This is a genomic window from Deinococcus aerius, from assembly GCF_002897375.1.
In the GTDB taxonomy this organism is placed as follows: domain Bacteria; phylum Deinococcota; class Deinococci; order Deinococcales; family Deinococcaceae; genus Deinococcus; species Deinococcus aerius.
The window spans coordinates 172,685-187,586 of the sequence record NZ_BFAG01000005.1; the positions used below are offsets into that span (position 1 = coordinate 172,685).

General features: G+C 67.3%; 22 protein-coding genes. 17 read left to right on the top strand and 5 right to left on the bottom strand.

The window, feature by feature from the left end; translation table 11 throughout:
* The first annotated feature begins 54 nt into the window (after nt 1-54).
* From DAERI_RS08975 to DAERI_RS09015, 9 genes are all read left to right on the top strand, one after another.
* Nucleotides 55-867, top strand: a complete 813-nt coding sequence (locus DAERI_RS08975; protein WP_103129086.1) for a GNAT family N-acetyltransferase — start codon at nt 55-57, stop codon at nt 865-867.
* Nucleotides 868-1,024: 157 nt separating this feature from the next.
* Nucleotides 1,025-1,228 carry a 50S ribosomal protein L35 gene (rpmI, locus tag DAERI_RS08980; protein WP_011529717.1) on the top strand — a complete coding sequence of 68 codons (204 nt, stop codon included), beginning with the start codon at nt 1,025-1,027 and terminating at the stop codon, nt 1,226-1,228.
* A 5-nt stretch (nt 1,229-1,233) separates the two neighbouring features.
* Nucleotides 1,234-1,593, top strand: a complete 360-nt coding sequence (rplT, locus tag DAERI_RS08985; protein WP_103129087.1) for a 50S ribosomal protein L20 — start codon at nt 1,234-1,236, stop codon at nt 1,591-1,593.
* A 147-nt stretch (nt 1,594-1,740) separates the two neighbouring features.
* Nucleotides 1,741-2,496, top strand: a complete 756-nt coding sequence (gene ppgK / locus DAERI_RS08990; protein ID WP_103129088.1) for a polyphosphate--glucose phosphotransferase — start codon at nt 1,741-1,743, stop codon at nt 2,494-2,496.
* A 42-nt stretch (nt 2,497-2,538) separates the two neighbouring features.
* Nucleotides 2,539-3,273, top strand: a complete 735-nt coding sequence (locus DAERI_RS08995) for a sporulation protein (protein ID WP_103129089.1) — start codon at nt 2,539-2,541, stop codon at nt 3,271-3,273.
* 77 nt (nt 3,274-3,350) lie between these two features.
* Entirely contained in the window at nt 3,351-4,520 is a 1,170-nt protein-coding gene (locus DAERI_RS09000) for an amidohydrolase family protein (RefSeq protein ID WP_103129090.1), read from the top strand.
* A 60-nt stretch (nt 4,521-4,580) separates the two neighbouring features.
* Nucleotides 4,581-4,802 (top strand): 50S ribosomal protein L31, encoded by a 222-nt coding sequence (gene rpmE, locus DAERI_RS09005; RefSeq protein WP_103129091.1) that lies wholly within the window; start codon nt 4,581-4,583, stop codon nt 4,800-4,802.
* A 413-nt stretch (nt 4,803-5,215) separates the two neighbouring features.
* Nucleotides 5,216-5,827: a thymidine kinase gene (locus DAERI_RS09010; protein ID WP_103129092.1), complete on the top strand. Its 612-nt coding sequence runs from the start codon at nt 5,216-5,218 to the stop codon at nt 5,825-5,827.
* 107 nt (nt 5,828-5,934) lie between these two features.
* A complete protein-coding gene (locus tag DAERI_RS09015; RefSeq protein WP_103129093.1) occupies nt 5,935-7,050 on the top strand; it encodes a GGDEF domain-containing protein in 1,116 nt (371 codons plus the stop codon).
* Nucleotides 7,051-7,057: 7 nt separating this feature from the next.
* Here the strand turns inward: DAERI_RS09015 and DAERI_RS09020 are convergent, their stop codons facing one another.
* Nucleotides 7,058-8,050, bottom strand: a complete 993-nt coding sequence (locus DAERI_RS09020) for a substrate-binding domain-containing protein (protein ID WP_103129165.1) — start codon at nt 8,048-8,050, stop codon at nt 7,058-7,060.
* Between the two features lie 164 nt (nt 8,051-8,214).
* Here DAERI_RS09020 and DAERI_RS09025 point away from each other — a divergent pair, with 164 nt between their 5' ends.
* Genes DAERI_RS09025 through DAERI_RS09035 form a run of 3 tightly spaced genes read left to right on the top strand, consistent with a single transcriptional unit; the run spans nt 8,215 to nt 10,204 of the window.
* Nucleotides 8,215-8,706 carry a copper chaperone PCu(A)C gene (locus DAERI_RS09025; RefSeq protein ID WP_103129094.1) on the top strand — a complete coding sequence of 164 codons (492 nt, stop codon included), beginning with the start codon at nt 8,215-8,217 and terminating at the stop codon, nt 8,704-8,706.
* Nucleotides 8,707-8,723: 17 nt separating this feature from the next.
* A complete protein-coding gene (locus DAERI_RS09030; RefSeq protein ID WP_103129095.1) occupies nt 8,724-9,386 on the top strand; it encodes an SCO family protein in 663 nt (220 codons plus the stop codon).
* A complete protein-coding gene (locus DAERI_RS09035) occupies nt 9,383-10,204 on the top strand; it encodes a cytochrome c oxidase assembly protein (protein ID WP_103129096.1) in 822 nt (273 codons plus the stop codon). The genes DAERI_RS09030 and DAERI_RS09035 overlap by 4 nt, the downstream gene beginning before the upstream one ends.
* Nucleotides 10,205-10,392: 188 nt before the next feature.
* Here the strand turns inward: DAERI_RS09035 and DAERI_RS09040 are convergent, their stop codons facing one another.
* On the bottom strand, nt 10,393-10,959 hold the full coding sequence (locus DAERI_RS09040; RefSeq protein WP_103129097.1) for a DUF1802 family protein: 567 nt from the start codon (nt 10,957-10,959) through the stop codon (nt 10,393-10,395).
* 62 nt (nt 10,960-11,021) lie between these two features.
* On the opposite strand from DAERI_RS09040, the gene DAERI_RS09045 reads away from it, so the two are divergent.
* Complete coding sequence (locus DAERI_RS09045) at nt 11,022-11,330, top strand: type II toxin-antitoxin system HigB family toxin (RefSeq protein WP_103129098.1); 309 nt, start codon at nt 11,022-11,024, stop codon at nt 11,328-11,330.
* Nucleotides 11,327-11,740, top strand: coding sequence for a helix-turn-helix domain-containing protein (locus tag DAERI_RS09050; RefSeq protein ID WP_103129099.1), 414 nt, complete (start codon nt 11,327-11,329; stop codon nt 11,738-11,740). The genes DAERI_RS09045 and DAERI_RS09050 overlap by 4 nt, the downstream gene beginning before the upstream one ends.
* Nucleotides 11,741-11,743: 3 nt before the next feature.
* On the opposite strand, the gene DAERI_RS09055 is transcribed toward DAERI_RS09050, so the two are convergent.
* Nucleotides 11,744-12,516 (bottom strand): IS5 family transposase gene (locus DAERI_RS09055; RefSeq protein ID WP_201262726.1). Its coding sequence is split into 2 segments (ribosomal slippage): nt 11,744-12,180 and nt 12,180-12,516, totalling 774 coding nucleotides; the frame shifts between segments, so codons are not numbered across the junction.
* Between the two features lie 69 nt (nt 12,517-12,585).
* Here DAERI_RS09055 and DAERI_RS09060 point away from each other — a divergent pair.
* The gene (locus DAERI_RS09060) at nt 12,586-12,897 is read left to right on the top strand and encodes a CopG family antitoxin (protein WP_235610315.1); all 312 of its coding nucleotides are present in this window, start codon (nt 12,586-12,588) and stop codon (nt 12,895-12,897) included.
* A 36-nt stretch (nt 12,898-12,933) separates the two neighbouring features.
* On the opposite strand, the gene DAERI_RS23320 is transcribed toward DAERI_RS09060, so the two are convergent.
* Together DAERI_RS23320 and DAERI_RS09070 are read right to left on the bottom strand one after the other, a co-directional pair.
* Nucleotides 12,934-13,341, bottom strand: coding sequence for a prepilin-type N-terminal cleavage/methylation domain-containing protein (locus tag DAERI_RS23320; protein ID WP_103129100.1), 408 nt, complete (start codon nt 13,339-13,341; stop codon nt 12,934-12,936).
* Between the two features lie 101 nt (nt 13,342-13,442).
* Nucleotides 13,443-13,859, bottom strand: coding sequence for a prepilin-type N-terminal cleavage/methylation domain-containing protein (locus tag DAERI_RS09070; RefSeq protein ID WP_103129101.1), 417 nt, complete (start codon nt 13,857-13,859; stop codon nt 13,443-13,445).
* A gap of 239 nt (nt 13,860-14,098) precedes the next feature.
* On the opposite strand from DAERI_RS09070, the gene DAERI_RS09075 reads away from it, so the two are divergent.
* Together DAERI_RS09075 and DAERI_RS09080 are read left to right on the top strand one after the other, a co-directional pair.
* The gene (locus tag DAERI_RS09075; RefSeq protein WP_268806345.1) at nt 14,099-14,335 is read left to right on the top strand and encodes an AbrB/MazE/SpoVT family DNA-binding domain-containing protein; all 237 of its coding nucleotides are present in this window, start codon (nt 14,099-14,101) and stop codon (nt 14,333-14,335) included.
* On the top strand, nt 14,332-14,730 hold the full coding sequence (locus DAERI_RS09080; protein ID WP_103129103.1) for a type II toxin-antitoxin system VapC family toxin: 399 nt from the start codon (nt 14,332-14,334) through the stop codon (nt 14,728-14,730). The genes DAERI_RS09075 and DAERI_RS09080 overlap by 4 nt, the downstream gene beginning before the upstream one ends.
* The last annotated feature ends 172 nt before the right edge of the window (nt 14,731-14,902 follow it).

Below are 14,902 nucleotides of genomic sequence, written 5' to 3' on the forward strand. Positions count from 1 at the left end.
CCGGGCTTCCTGACCTTCCCGGCGCGGCCTGTCATCTCTCTGTGGAGTTCCCCTTTGGACACCTACACCCTTGAACATCCCGAGTTGGGCACTCTGGCCGACTTCTTCGCCCTGCACCCCGACCCGGCGGACGTGGCGAAGCGGCTGCCCGTGCTTCGGGGGAACGTCGAGGCGGGCAAGGTGCGGCTGGAGAACGTGCTGATCCTCCGTTCCGGGAGGGGCGTGGAGGGCACCGCCCTGATTCCTGCTGCGCCCCGAGTTCCTGTCTTTCCGCGCTTTCGACCGGACGTATCCGCTGACGCACTGACCGTCCTGGCCCGCGCCATTCGTGAGCGGGCGGAGTCGGAGCGGGTCTTGCTGCTTCAGGACGACCAAGCGCCCCTGAACCGTGAGGCGGTCGAGGCTGCGGGCTGGCGATACGGCAGCACCGAGGTGATGTACGAGACGGACCTGCGAGCGCGTTCCTATGCCCCCATTCCTGAAGCCGTCGAGGGCGGCGAGGAGTTGTGGCAACACCCAGACATTGCCGCCCTCCTGACAACCCTGGGCCGCCCGGATGAGGAGGGCCGCGAGGACTGGACGCTCGTGGCCCTGCGCGGAGAGGCGGACGAGTTGCCCTTCGTGGCCCTGGGCGCCTATGGGCCGTCCAGACCCGGTTATGGCGGCGCGGACATGATCGGCGTGCATCCGGCCATGAGGGGCAGGGGGCAGGGGACGCGGCTGCACGCGCATCTGCTCTCCCGTCTGACCCGAGACTTCGCCACACACGGCGGGCTGACCTCCGCGGGCAACCACGCCATGCGCCGCATCTTCGAGAAAAACGGCAGCCGCCCCACCGTCACCCAGATGTATTTCCGGCAGCCCTAACGCCCCTCTTGCCCTCCCCCCGCCGCCCCCTGTATAGTCTCCTCTTGGTCAAGTGGGGCAGGGCGACCAACAGCCTCAGCGCCAAATGTGGTGCAGGGGCGGCCCGCACCCCGGACAGGAGCCTTCTCAGGAAGTGCGACTGGGCCAAGGAGCAGACATGCCGAAGATGAAGACGAAGAAGAGCATGACCCGCCGGGTGAAGGTTACGGCCACCGGCAAGGTCATGGCGTTCAAGAGTGGTAAGCGCCACCAGAACACCGGCAAGAGCGGCGACGAGATTCGCGGCAAGGGCAAGGGGTTTGTGCTCGCCAAGAGCGAGTGGGCCCGCATGAAGCTCGGGCTGCTGGCGAAGGGGAAGTGAGATAGATGCCGCGCGTTAAGACCGGGACCGTCCGCCGCCGCCGCCACAAGAAGGTGCTCAAGCGCGCCAAGGGCTTCTGGGGCAGCCGCTCCAAGCAGTACCGCAACGCCTTCCAGACGCTGCTCAACGCCGCGACCTACGAGTACCGCGACCGCCGCAACAAGAAGCGCGACTTCCGCCGCCTGTGGATTCAGCGCATCAACGCGGGCGCGAGGTTGCACGGCATGAACTACTCCACCTTTATCAACGGCCTCAAGCGCGCCGGGGTGGACCTCAACCGCAAGGTGCTCGCCGACATCGCCGCCCGCGAGCCCGAGGCTTTCCAGGTGCTGGTGAACACCGCCAAGGGTGCCCGCGGCCAGTAGGCGAAGGATGAAGAAAGACCGCCTCCCACCGTGGGGGCGGTTTTTTGTGGCCGCCAGTGGGGAAGGGGGAATATGGAAAGGTCCATGCGGGTGGCTGAGGGTTTTCCCGCTACCGATGAGTTGCCTCTGTCGCTTACGCTGTACCCCATGAGCGTGATCCTGGGCATCGATATCGGCGGCAGCGGCATCAAGGGGGCGCCCGTGGACACGGCAACCGGGAAGCTGATGGCCGAGCGCCACCGCATTCCCACCCCGGAGGGCGCGCGGCCCGACGCGGTCAAGGACGTGGTGGCCGAACTCGTGCGGCACTTCGGGCACCAGGGGCCGGTCGGCGTGACCTTTCCCGGCATCGTGCAGCACGGCAAGACGCTCAGCGCGGCCAATGTGGACAAGGGCTGGATCGGGCTGGACGCTGACGCCCTCTTCACCCAGGCGACCGGGCGCGACGTGACCCTGATCAACGACGCCGACGCGGCGGGCCTCGCCGAGGCGCGGTTCGGGGCGGGGGCGGGCGTGTCCGGCGTGGTCATGCTGCTGACTTTCGGCACCGGGATCGGCAGCGCACTCATCCACGACGGCGTTCTCGTGCCGAATACCGAATTCGGCCACCTGTGGCTCAAGGGGGACAAGGAGGCCGAGGCCTGGGCTTCGGACCGCGCCCGCGAGCGTGACGACCTGAACTGGAAGCAGTGGGCCAAGCGCGCGAGCACCTATCTCCAGCATCTGGAAGGACTGTTTTCCCCCGACCTCTTCATCATCGGCGGCGGCATCAGCAAGAAGGCCGAGAAGTGGCAGGAGCATCTCAAGACCGAGCGGACCAAGCTGGTCCCCGCCACCCTCCAGAACGAGGCCGGAATCGTCGGCGCGGCGATGATGGCGGGCCGCCGGGCACAGGGACGCTGAGAGAGGGAACCCGCCCGTCCCCACCTCCGTAATGTCATCTGTATGGGATTCCTCAAGAAGATGATGGCGGCGGTGGGTGTGGGCGGGGCAGCGGTGGACGCGCGGGTGCAGAACCCGGCGGTGCGGATCGGCGAGGACCTGACGGGCGTGGTGGTCGTGCGGGGCGGGGCCATCGAGCAGCGCATCGAGCGCCTCAACCTCGGTCTGGCGACGCGCTACAAGTCCGACGACTCGTACGTGACGCACACGCTGTTCTCGCAGCCTGTGGTGGGCGGGTTCGAGATTCGTCCGGGGGAGACGCGGGAGTTCCCCTTCCGCCTGACCGTCCCGGCGGGCACGCCCCTCACCCTGCCGGGGACGGCGGTGTGGCTGGTTACCGACGCGGACATCGCGGGGGCGATGGACCCCGGGGACAACGACCCGCTCCAGATTCTCCCCAGCCGCGAGATGGAGGTCGTGATCGCGGCGGCGGACCGCCTGGGCTTCCGGCTGAGTTCCAGCGAGGTGGAGTACCACCACGGGCGGATCGTGCAGGAACTCAGCTTCCGGCCCCCCTACGGCCAGTACCGCATCAGCGAGCTGGAGATGATGATGTTCCCGGCGGCGGGCGGCCTCGACGTGATCCTGGAGGTGGACCGCCGCGCGACCGGCCTCGCCAGCCTGTTCACCTCCGAATTCGAGCAGAAGGGCCGCTGGCACGTGCCCGCCGGGCTGCTCGCGGGGGGGCCGGACGCCGTCGCCCGCGAGTTGCAGGCGCGGGTGCAGCGGCTGAGCTAGGCGGTCGGGAGGGGGGAACCGGCGTGCGCCACGTCGGTCCCCTCGCCTCTTGGTAACGGCGCGGCAGAATGCGGGCCATGACCCTGCCCGCAACTCCCGACACCCACGCCCCCGAACTCCTCACCTGTGACGTGCTGTACACCGGCATCGGGGGCGGGCACGCGCCGGGCGGGGTGGTGGTGGCGAACGGCGCGATCGCGGCGGCGGGCGACCCGGCGACCCTGCGGGCGGGCTACCCCCACGCGCGGGAGCGGCGAGTGGGTGAGGTTATCGCCCCGCCCCCCGTGAACGCGCACACCCACCTCGACATGAGCGCCTACGAATTCCAGGCCCTGCCCTACTTCCGCTGGATTCCCGAGGTCGTGATCGCCCAGCGGGAGAAGCGGGGGATGGCGGGTGCCCTGGCCGGAGCGGACGACCTCGCGCGGCTGGGGGTGGGCGCGGTGGGCGACATCGTGTGGTCGCCGGAGGTCATGGACGAGTTGCTGGCGAGGGCCGACCTGAGGGGCGTCCTCTATTTCGAGGTAATCGGCCCTTTTCCCGAGCGGGCCGACGAGACGTTCCGCAGCCTCCGCGAACGGGTGGAGGCATGGCGCGGGCGGGAGCGGCCCGGCGGCCCCCGCGTCGGCCTCTCGCCGCACACGCCCTTCACCGTCAGCCACCGCCTGATGCGCCTCGTGGCCGAGTACGCGGCGGGGGAGGGCCTGCCCCTGCAGATTCATGTGGCCGAACACCCCGCCGAACTGGAATTGTTTCGGACGGGCGGCGGCCCCATCTGGGAGAACCGGCTGCCCGCCCTCTACCCGGAGACGCTGGCGGGGGTGATCGGGCGGGAGCCGGAGCCGGACCTCACCCCCGTCCGCTATCTCGATGAGCTCGGCGTTCTGGCCGCTCGGCCCACCCTCGTCCACATGGTGAACGTGACGGCGGGCGATATTGCGTGGGTCGCCCGTGCTGGTTGCCCGGTCGTGACCTGCCCACGCAGCAACGCCCACCTGGAGTGCGGCACCTTCCCCTGGGCGGCCTTCGCGGCGGCGGGGGTGGAGGTCGCCATCGGCACCGACTCCATCGCCAGCGGGGGTAGCCTTGACGTGCGCGAGGATGTGGCCTTTGCTCGCCGCCTCTACCCCGACCTCGACCCCCGGCTGCTCGTGCGGGCGGCGGTCAAGGGGGGGCACCGGGTGACCGGGACACCGACCCCGCACCTCCGCCGGGGGGAGAGCTGGCACGCGCATTACGTCTGGTGACGTGCTATTATCCCGAGGTTGCCCGTCACGCACCCCCGACGTGACGGAGGAGGAAGAGACATGAAGAAAGATGCCCACCCCAAGGCTGTGCCCACCAAGATCATCTACCAGGGCAAGGTCGTCATGGAGACCCTGAGCACCCGTCCCGAGATCCACGTGGACGTGTGGAGCGGCGTTCACCCCTTCTGGACCGGCGAGGAGCGCTTCGTCGACACCGAGGGCCGCGTGGACAAGTTCAACAAGCGCTTCGGCGACAGCTACCGCAACAAGAACAAGAAGTAAGGCGCGAAGCCTCTGATCGCCCTGCCGTCACGGCAGGGCGGTTTTTTATGGCGGCTTGCCCAGGGGTGGGGAAGGGCAAAGGCAACAGGCAAAGGCCAGGCTCTGATCTCTGCGCCGTCCCGGCTCTGGAAGCTGCGCGGATGGGGCGAGGCTGCCGGATGGGCGCCCCTCACCCCTGGCGGCGCCAGGCTTTCTCCCACGAGGGGGGAGGGTCACAAGTGGGTGTCCTCGGTGGAGATCAAGGCCTGGGCAAAGGCGCTCATGGTTGGCTCTCTGCTGTTCGGTTGAAAATAAGTTTCCGGCACCGAGATCAAAGGCTGAGCGGCAGGAGCTCCTCTTCCCCTTGGCGCCGTCCGGGGAGGCTCCCGGTCCCCGGCCCCTCTCCTTTCCGGCCCTCTGCCATAATCCCCTGCGTGCTGAAGTCTCCCTACCACGGCGGGCACCTGGAAGTGATCGTCGGGCCGATGTTCAGCGGCAAGAGCGAGGAGCTGATTCGCCGCGTGACCCGCGCCGTGATCGCCCGGCAGCGGGTCGCCGTGTTCAAGCCCGCCATCGACGACCGCTACCACGTCGCGCAGGTCGCCAGCCACGCGGGGCGCTCGACCCCGGCGGTTGCCGTGCGCGAGGCAGCGGAAATCCGGGCGCACCTGCTGGGTGAGGGGCCGCTGCTCTCGGCGCCCGATCACACGCTGCCCGAGGTGGTCGGCATCGACGAGGCGCAGTTCTTCGGGCCGGACCTGGGGCCGCTGGTGCTGGACCTGGCCGGGGCGGGGGTGCGGGTGATCCTGGCGGGCCTGGACCTGGATTTCCGCGCCGAGCCCTTCGGCTGCATCCCCGACCTGCTGGCCCGCGCCGAGAGCGTCGAGAAGCTGACCGCGATCTGCACCGTCTGCGGCGCTCCCGCGACCCGCTCGCAGCGCCTGATCGGGGGCCGCCCCGCCCGCTTCGACGACCCGGTGGTGCTGGTGGGCGCCGAGGAGGCCTACGAGGCGCGCTGCCGGGTTCACCACACCGTGCTGCGCTGAGGAGGCCGGTGCCCACGCCCCACATGAAGATCACCCCTCTAGTTTCCACGTCAAGCTTTTCATCAATGGTTTAGAATATGGGGGCCTGGACAGCATCCGGAGGGCCTTTGACCAACCCCCCCCAGCATTCCCCACCGCGGTATGAGGCCGCCTTCTGGCAGACATCGCAGCGGCGCATGTTCGCCCTGCTGGTGGCGTTCGGGACCCTGGCCTGCGTGGGCGCCCTGTGGGCCCAGGCCCCCAATTTCGATCCGCTGGACCGGGTGGCGCTGCCCGTGCTGGCGCTGATCCTGCTGGGGCTGCAACTCGCGCTGCTGCTGCGGCGGCTGACGGTCGGGGTGGCGGCCACGATCGCCTACGGGGTGACGAGCGTGTATTTCCTGCTCGCGCTGGAGCAGCAGTTCCGGGTGTTCGCGCCGCAGGTTCGCATGCTCAGCGAGAGCACGTACTGGTTCCCGGTGCTCTACGCCGGGGCCTTTCTGCTGTACCCCCCCCGGCGGGCGGCCTGGCTGGCCGGAACCACGTACCTGCTCGCCTTCGGGGTCTGCGTGAACCACCTCGTCACCGGCGCCTCGGCGGGCGACCCGCGGCTGGTCGGGGCGGTTGCGCAGTTCCTGCTGGTGGGGGCGGTCATGATCATCGTGCAGGCGACCTTCGGGGTGCAGCGGGTGCAACTGCTCGCCGAGCGCGAGGCGGCCTACCGCGACGCCCTGACCGGGCTCGCCAACCGCCGCGCCGCCGAGGAACGCCTCGCGGCCCTGGCCCAGGACGGGGACCGCTTCACCCTGGTGCTGTTCGACCTCGACCATTTCAAGGCTGTCAATGACCAGCACGGGCACGCGACGGGCGACCTCGTGCTGCGGGGGGTGGCCCAGGCGGCGCAGGGCGTACTCCCCCGCGGCGGCGTCGCGGCCCGCTGGGGCGGCGAGGAGTTCCTCCTCATCCTGCCCGTCCTGAGTACCCGGCAAGTGCGCGAGATGCTGGACACGCTGCGGGCCCAACTGGGAGGGCAGCGCCACGGTGAGGTGACCGGCATCACGGCCAGCTTCGGCGTCGCCACCGCGCGGGAGGGCGAACATCCCGACGCCGTCCTCGCCCGCGCGGACGCGGCCATGTACGCCGCCAAGCACCGGGGCCGCAACGATGTGCAGCACGCTGACCTCCAGCGCACCCACCACGGCGGCGTGCCGGAGGCCTTTCCCGAGGACCACGGGCCGGGCTGAGCCCTCCTTATGCCGTGTCGCGCACGATCAGGCGCGGCTCGAAGCGGCGGGCGCGCGGCGGCCCCCGGAACCCGCCCAGCCGGCTCAGCAGCAGGTGCGCGGCCTCGTAGCCCATCTGCTCGACGGGCTGGTGCAGGGTGGTCAGCCCCCGCGCCGCCGCCCAGGGCTGGTCGTCGAAGCCGATGACGCGCACGTCCTGCCCGGGCGTCAGGCCGCGCAGCCTCGCCTCGTCGAGCAGCGCGCCCGCCAGCAGGTCGGCGGAGGCGAAGACCGTGCAGGGAAGCTGCGCCCCGTCGAGCAGCGTCACGGCGGCGTTGCGGGCCGCGAGCGCGTCGAAGCTGGCGGTAAATTCCGCGCGGAGGGTGCGGCCCGCCGCTCCCAGCGCCCCCAGGAAGCCCGAGCGGCGCTCCTCGAACACGCGGGTGGTGAAGAGCTGGTCGAGTTCGGTCTCCACCCAGATCGCGTACAGCTCGCCCGGCAGCGTGGCCGCGTACTCGCCCGCCAGCCGCCCACCCGTCACGTTGTCCATGTAGGCGCAGTCCACGTTGGTAGCAAAGGCGTCCACCAGGACGGTGGGCTGCTGGGCGCGCACCCGGCGCTCGCTGAGCAGCGCGGTGAGGTTGTACGTCGCCATCACCAGCCCGTCCGCCTGGTAGGCCAGGGTGTGCGAGCCCAGGTAGCGCTCCAGCCGCGAGCGGTCGAGCAGCGGGAAGATCGCCACGTCGTAGCGCGCCTCCTGAAAGGCCGTCTCCAGCCCGTCGAGCAGCCGCACATAGAACTCGGTCGTCACGACGGGCAGCAGCACGCTGATGGTGTAGCTCTTGCCGCCCGCGATCCGCCGGGCATGGGGATTGGGGGTGTAGTCGAGGTCGGCGATGGCCTTGAGGACCGTCTCGCGCGTGGCGCCCTTCACGGCGGTGTGGTTGTTCAGCACCCGGGAGACCGTGCCGACCCCCACGCCCGCCCGCCGGGCCACATCCTGAATCGTGGGTTTGCGCATCACTGTGTGCCCACCATACCCCGGGCCGTGGAACCTGTTCCACCACTTTGGGCTGGGCGCGGGACAGGGGGACAATTCGGCCCGTGTGGCGCCGCTAGACTCCGGGGGAAGGGGCTTTCCCCCCTCCCCTCGCTTCCCTGTTCATTCCCAGGAGGCTTTCCCGCATGTCCAGACCCACCCCCCTGCTCGCGGCCCTCGCGCTCGCGGCGATCCTGCTGCCCGCGGCGGCGGGGCACGCCGACCACGGCGCGGCGGGCTCGGCTCCTGCCCCCCAGACCTCTGCCCGCCCGCTGCCCCTTACCGCCATAGGCGCGACCGTCGTGGCCGTGCCGCCCGGCGCGACGGAGACGAGCGCCTTCCTGACGCTGCGGAATACGGGCCGGGCGCCAGTCGTCCTCACGGGCGTCCGCACCCCCCTCGCCCGCCACGCCATGCTGATGACCACCCGGCGTGACGCCCAGGGCCTCACGGGCATGAGTGCTGTCAACACCCTGACCGTCCCCGCGGGCGGCACCCTGAAGCTCGGCCCGGACGGCGACCACCTCATGCTGATGGACCTGGCGCGCGTTCCCAGAGTGGGGGAGAAGGTGCCCCTGACGCTGAGCACCCGCGATGGCCGCAGCCTCACCGTCAGCGCCGTCGTCCGCAAGCCCTGAGCCCGAAAGGAAGTCCCGTGACCGACCTGCCCGCCCCTGCTCCCGCCCCCGCCGCGCGGCCCTGGTATGTATCCGCCCTGCTGGCCGCCGCCTCGGTCGTGCTCGTGCTGGGCGGCGCGTGGGTCTTCGCGCGGCTCAGGAGTCCTTTCCCTTTCTACGGCACGGCGTACACCCCGCCCCGCGCCGCCCAGACCTTCAGCGGCACCGACCAGAACGGCCAGCCCTGGACCTTCCAGCCGGGGGGCACGGGCCGCACCACCGCGCTCTTCTTCGGCTTCACCCACTGCCCGAACATCTGCCCCCTCAGCCTGGCGTACCTGGAAAAGGCCCGCGAGGCGCTTCCGCCCCGGGAACGTGAGCGGCTCGACATCGTGCTCGTCAGTGTGGACCCGGACCGTGACACCCCCGCCCGGCTCAAGGAGTACGTCGAGTTCTTCGGCCAGGCGACGGGCGTGCGGGTGCCCGAGCCCGCCCTCTCGCAGGTCGCCCGGGGTTACGGCGTCGCCTACCAGAAGGCGGACGTGAAGAGCCCGACCAATTACCAGATCAACCACACGACCGCCACCTACCTGATCGACGCCTCCGGCCGCCTACGGGTGCTGTGGGACTACACCCAGCTCACCCAGGTGGACCGCGTGGTGCGCGACCTGCGCCACGTGCTGGAGAACCCCTCCTCATGAGTGCCCCTGACCTGAATCCCAGCCTCGCGGACCTCCTCGCCCTGCGTTTCGACCCCCTGGTGTGGCTGCCCGTGCTGGCGGTCTCCGGCCTTTACCTGTGGCACTTCGCTCAGGCCCGCCGCACCCCCGCCGGGCAGGCCCGCTGGCCGGTCTGGAAGGCCGTGCTGTTCGGGCTGGGCATGGTGCTGCTTATCCTCGCCACGCAGACTGCCGCCGTCACCCTCACGCTGAACAGCATGGCGCTGTACATGGGCCGCCTGATGGTCCTCGCGGAGGTCGTGCCGCCACTGCTGATCCTGGGCCTGCCGCGCGGCATTACCATCAACCCGCGCCGTCCGCTGGGCCGGGTGCTTGGCGTGCTGCTCGACCCCTGGGTGGCGCTCGCCGTGTGGGCCGCCGTCATCATCTTCTGGAACATCCCGGCGGGCTTCAACGCCTCGGTGGTCACGAACACGGCCGCCGCGCTCCTGCCCGCGCTGTACCTGCTGAGCAGCCTGCTCGTCTGGGGCGTCGTGCTGCGGCCCCTGCCGAGCGTGCAGCCCGCCCACATCGGCTCGCGCGGGTGGTTCGGGCTGATCGCGGGCCTGCCCATGATGGCGGTCGCCGCCGTGTGGCTGTACTCCCGGCGGGTGCTGTACAGCCCCTACGTCGGGGCGCTGTGCCTGTGGAACCTCTCGCCGCTGGAAAACCAGCAGATCAGCGGCTGGATCATGATGCTGGCCGGGCTCCCGGCGACCGGGCTCGCCCTGGTGCAACTGATGGCGTGGCTCATCCAGCTCGCGGATAGTGGGACGCAACCTCCGGCGGCGCGTGGGTAGAGGTTGGTGGAAGGGCAGAAGGGGCGGGGTGCCCTGATGGGGTCCCGCCCCTTCTCCCTTCTGCTCAGTGGCCCGTTCGGGTTGGGGAGGAAGTGGTCATCCCGGCTGCGTAGCCCCTCTGCCCCTCTCCCCGGCGCCGACCCCCTGAGATTGCGTTCATCCTCAGAGCTGACCGCATTCATCCCCGCTCAGCGTGGTAAAGCCTGCCCGCCGACTATCCCTTCCACCCCTGCCCGCAGCCGTTCCAGTTCCCCCTCCCCCAGCACGGGCGCCTCCGCTTCGGTGGACACGTCCGGCAGCGGCACCCAACTCACGCAGCCCAGCATCTCGGGCGTCTCCTCCAGCACGAGGGGCTCGCGCAGCGGGCGCACCCGCAGGAGCAGCGCGTGGACCCAGGGGCGATTCCGGTAGTGAAAGCGCCGCTCGATGGCTCCTGCCGTCAGCGCCTGGTACGGTTCCAGCGCCAGGGCCCGCTCCAGCGACTCCACTTTGTAGATGGCGACCACCTCGGCGAGTGCGGGAAGCACGATGCGCCCGGGTTGCGGATCGTCACGCAGTAGGCCCGCGAACTCCGGTTTCAACTCCGCCAGATTCTGGTGCAGGAAGGTAGGGTAGAGGAGAAAGCGGCGGTGCTCGACCTCGAAGCCCGCGTGCGTCTCCATGATGCCCCCCTTGCGGATGAGGAGGGCGGTGTGAGCAGAGGTGAGCGCCTGACACTGGGCGTCCCATTCCTTGAGGGCGGTGGCGGGGGTCATGGGGAGAGGGTAGCGCGGTCGAGGGGTTGCGCTATATGCCTTTTTGGCATACATTGGATTGGGTGAACGTCATCACGCCCCGTAAGCTCCGCGACTTCTGGCAGGAACATCCACAGGCCGAAAAGCCGCTCCGCGCCTGGGAGAAACTTATTCGTAGATCGGCCCCCACCCATTTCGACGAACTGAAGCAGATTTTCGGCAGCGTCGATTTCGTCCCGCCTGAGTCCACCGTGTTCGATATCGGAGGCAACAAGTACCGTCTGATTACCTTCGTCGCCTACAGTGCCCAGCGGGTCTATATCAAGCACGTTTTCACCCACCGTGAATACGACCTCTGGACCGAGCAGAACCGCAAAGGAGGCAAGGGATGACCCTGAACCTTCAGCAAACCCTGACTCACTGGAACGCCCTGGATGGCGACCTGCACCGGCTCCTGCGCGGAATTGACACCGAGCAGGATTACGATCAGGCTGCCGCTCTGCTGGAAGAACTCGACCGCCTGACCGAACAGGACGGAGACGGCCCCCATACAGTCCTCGCCGCCCTCCTCGCTGAGAAGCTGAGTGCCTACGACGAGGCTCACCACCCTCCTGCCGATGCCAGCCCCGCCGAGGTCCTGGCTTTCCTGATGGAGCAACACAGACTCAAGCAGACGGACCTGGCCGACTTGGCCGATCAAGGCACGATCAGCCGGATTCTGAGTGGCAAGCGAGGTGTGGGGAAGAAGCTGGCTGAAGCGTTCGCGCAACGGTTCGGGGTAGACCGGTCTATCTTCCTGTAGAGTTCATCCGGAAATTTGGCGAAGCAGAATGAGGATGCAGGCGAGCTGGACGAAGCCCAGGAAGTTCTCGGCTTTGCGCTCGTCACGGGTTCGGACACGCCGGAAGGACTGTAACCAAGCGATGGTGCGCTCGACCTTCCAGCGCCGCTTGTAGCGGCGCAGTGGTCGTCCATCCTGCGTTTTCTGCTTCCGGTTCTTGCGGTTGGGCGCGATCATCTCGATCCCCAGCGCGGCCAACTCCGCATCCAGGGGGTCACGGTCGTAGGCCTTGTCCCCGATCAGCCGCTGTGGGAAGTCCAGTCCGAAGGAGGCCTCCAGGGTGGCGTGAACCAGCGTGACCTCCCCCGGGCTGGCACGCTCAGTGTGGACGGCGAGCGGCAGACCGCTCGCATCCACCATCAGCATGATTTTGGTGCCCTTGCCCTTCTTGGTTGGGCCAACGTTCGCGCCCCCTTTTTCGCGGCACTGAAGGTGCCGTCAATGAAGGCCTCGCGCAGGTCGAGTAGTCCCTGGTCCTCCAACAGCTCGTAGAGCTGTCCCAGGATGTTCGGGAACACGCCGCGCTCGTTCCACTCCTGAAACCGCTCGAAGCAGGTGGACTTAGGCGGGTACTCCGGACGCGGGAGGTGGTGCCACTGGGCCCCTGTACCGAGCACCCAGAGGATGCCTTCCAACAGTTCTTTGTCACCCCGCCGCGGTCGTCCGCGGCGGGTCTGCTTTTCAGGAGGAGGCAGCAGAGGCGCGAGGATCGCCCACTGTTCATCGGTCAACCGCACTGCTTCAGGTTGTCACCCGTCCTCGCCTCACGACCGTGACGATTTTCCGGATGAACTCCTAGGGACTCTGTGGCAAAGAGGACGCAGATTATCCATCATCAGGACGACATTCCCGCCTTTACAAGTGAGGCCGAGGAGGCCGAGTTCTGGGCCACACACTCCCTAGCTGAACATCTGCTGCGCCTAGAGAACGTGGAGGGCGATCTTCTTCCTCCCGCCCGGCCCCACAAATCCAATCCCACCAGCATCCGCCTGGGCACCGACCTGGAGCGGCGGCTGCGCCACCTCGCCGAACTGAAAGGCACCTCCTACCAGACACTCCTCAAGGAGTTCGTGCTGGAAAGGGTGTACGAGGAGGAGAAGCGGCTGGGGGTAATCTAACAGGAATATCTAGCTACCTTATAGGCTCTGACAGGATTACCAGGAAGCTGGTGCTGTGGCAAGTGGGCCGAGTAATTGCTGTCCATCAAATTGGAAGTAAGCACCGTCTGATGATTTGACAAGGACATAAGAAGTGTTTTCGTCCTGCCGTACCTGACAACTGGATACATTAGCAGGAAGTTCGGAAAAGATGGCTGGCGCACAGGGAGTCAAATTAGTGTATATAGGTTTACCGTTATCGCTACTACGTTGTATTTCGGCTCTCGTTACTGCATTACGAGCTAAAGATTTAGCGCTATTATTATTAGATGCTGCGCGCGCACTTATTATGTTGGGAAACAGGAAGAACAATATAAGGGAAATAATTGCAACAACCGACAGTAATTCAATCAAAGTAAAGCCTTGACGCTTAGGAGTGGCAGATCTTGTATGCTCCTGTTGCATTTCCGGTCAGCTACCTTTAAAGAAACTTCGTCGAGGAGACCCTTAGATTGAGTAGTTTAAGGCCGCCCCGTAGCGTCGGGGCGGCCTTAAACTACAGTATGTTAGGGAGTGCTCGTGATGCCCGTGGGAGCGGGAGCGCCAGCGGTTGTCGTGGAGGTAAGGGTGCTGCCATTGAAAACGTACTTGTTGCCAGTGCTCGCTTCAATGTAGCCAGTCGTCTCGTTCGGTCCCTGACGAACTTCGCAAGTACCCGCCTTAACAGCCGCAGGCTCGGTCATCGAGAGCGGAGCAGCCGTACACTTGAGGACAGCCCCCACCGTTGCACCAACAGCAGTACCGTTTGCGCGCGCGGACTCAGCCTGAGTCACCGCGTTACGCAGGAAGCTCTGAGCTGCGCTGTTGTTCGCCGCCTGCCGAGCGTTCAGCAGGTTAGGGATCAGCACCGCCGCCAGAATGCCGATGATGGCGATTACGATCAGCAGTTCGATGAGGGTGAAGCCTTGGGTTCCGTTCTTCATAGGGTCTCCTGGTGGCTGTCGGGATAAGGAATCGGGAGAAGTTCCGTCCAGCCGGGGATTGCTTTGCAGGTCCGGGTGTCTCCCGTCCTTGCTGGCATGAGCTTATTTAGGAGGCTCTAACAGAGCCCTTACATGGAAAACGCGTGCATGGGGGGATCGGGGGGGGTGGTGTCCCTTACCTTGTCAGGAGGTAAGGCCACGTACCGTGTAAAGAAGGAGGCGCTATAAAGCGCACCACACTGACCAGCAAGGGCCAGGTCACGATCCCCGCAGTCATCCGGGAGGCATTGCACCTGCAAGCCGGGGACCGGCTGATTCTGAGCCTCACGGAAAACGGCTTCACGGCGTCTGTGGAGCGCACGCCGAAGGTTGAGGACGTGCGCGGGATTTTCGGGCACGCGGCCCGGCCGGGCACGACTCGTGCCGAAGAACGCGCCGCCTTTGGGGAAGCGGTGGCCGGGAAGTACGCCCCTTGAGAGTCCTCACTGACGCGGATGTGATTCCGCGTTTTGTGCTGGAGGACCATCCGGAACTCGCTCCCCGTGCCGTGGCCCTGTTTGAGCGTGCGGCGGTTGGGGCCGTGCAGCTCGTCATTCCGCCCACCGTTCCCGCGGAGTGCTTCTCCACCCTGAAAACCTTGTACAAGTTGCCCCGCGCCGAGGTCGCCAGTGGCCTGCTCAAGGTGCTGAACCTACCAGGCGCGGTTGTGCCGGAAGAACAGGCCGTGACGGAGGCCCTGCGGCGGCTGAAGGAACGGCGCGTGGATTTCGCGGACGCTTACCTGGCGGCTCTGGGCCGGACGTTGGCCCTGCCGGTGGCGAGTTTTGACGGCGACCTGCGAACACTGGGCGCGGACGTGCTGGACGCCTGATCGCCGTGGGAGAGGGAGGCAGGCGCGGTTCTCCCGCTTTCCCCCTTTGATCTTCGGGGGGCACCGCCTGCTCTGTCAGCCCCGTGACAGGCAGCAGTGGTATGATTCTCGGCAGTTCGGCTGAGCTTGCCTCCCGAATGGGCTCACGCAGCCCCACCCCTATTCCACCCTC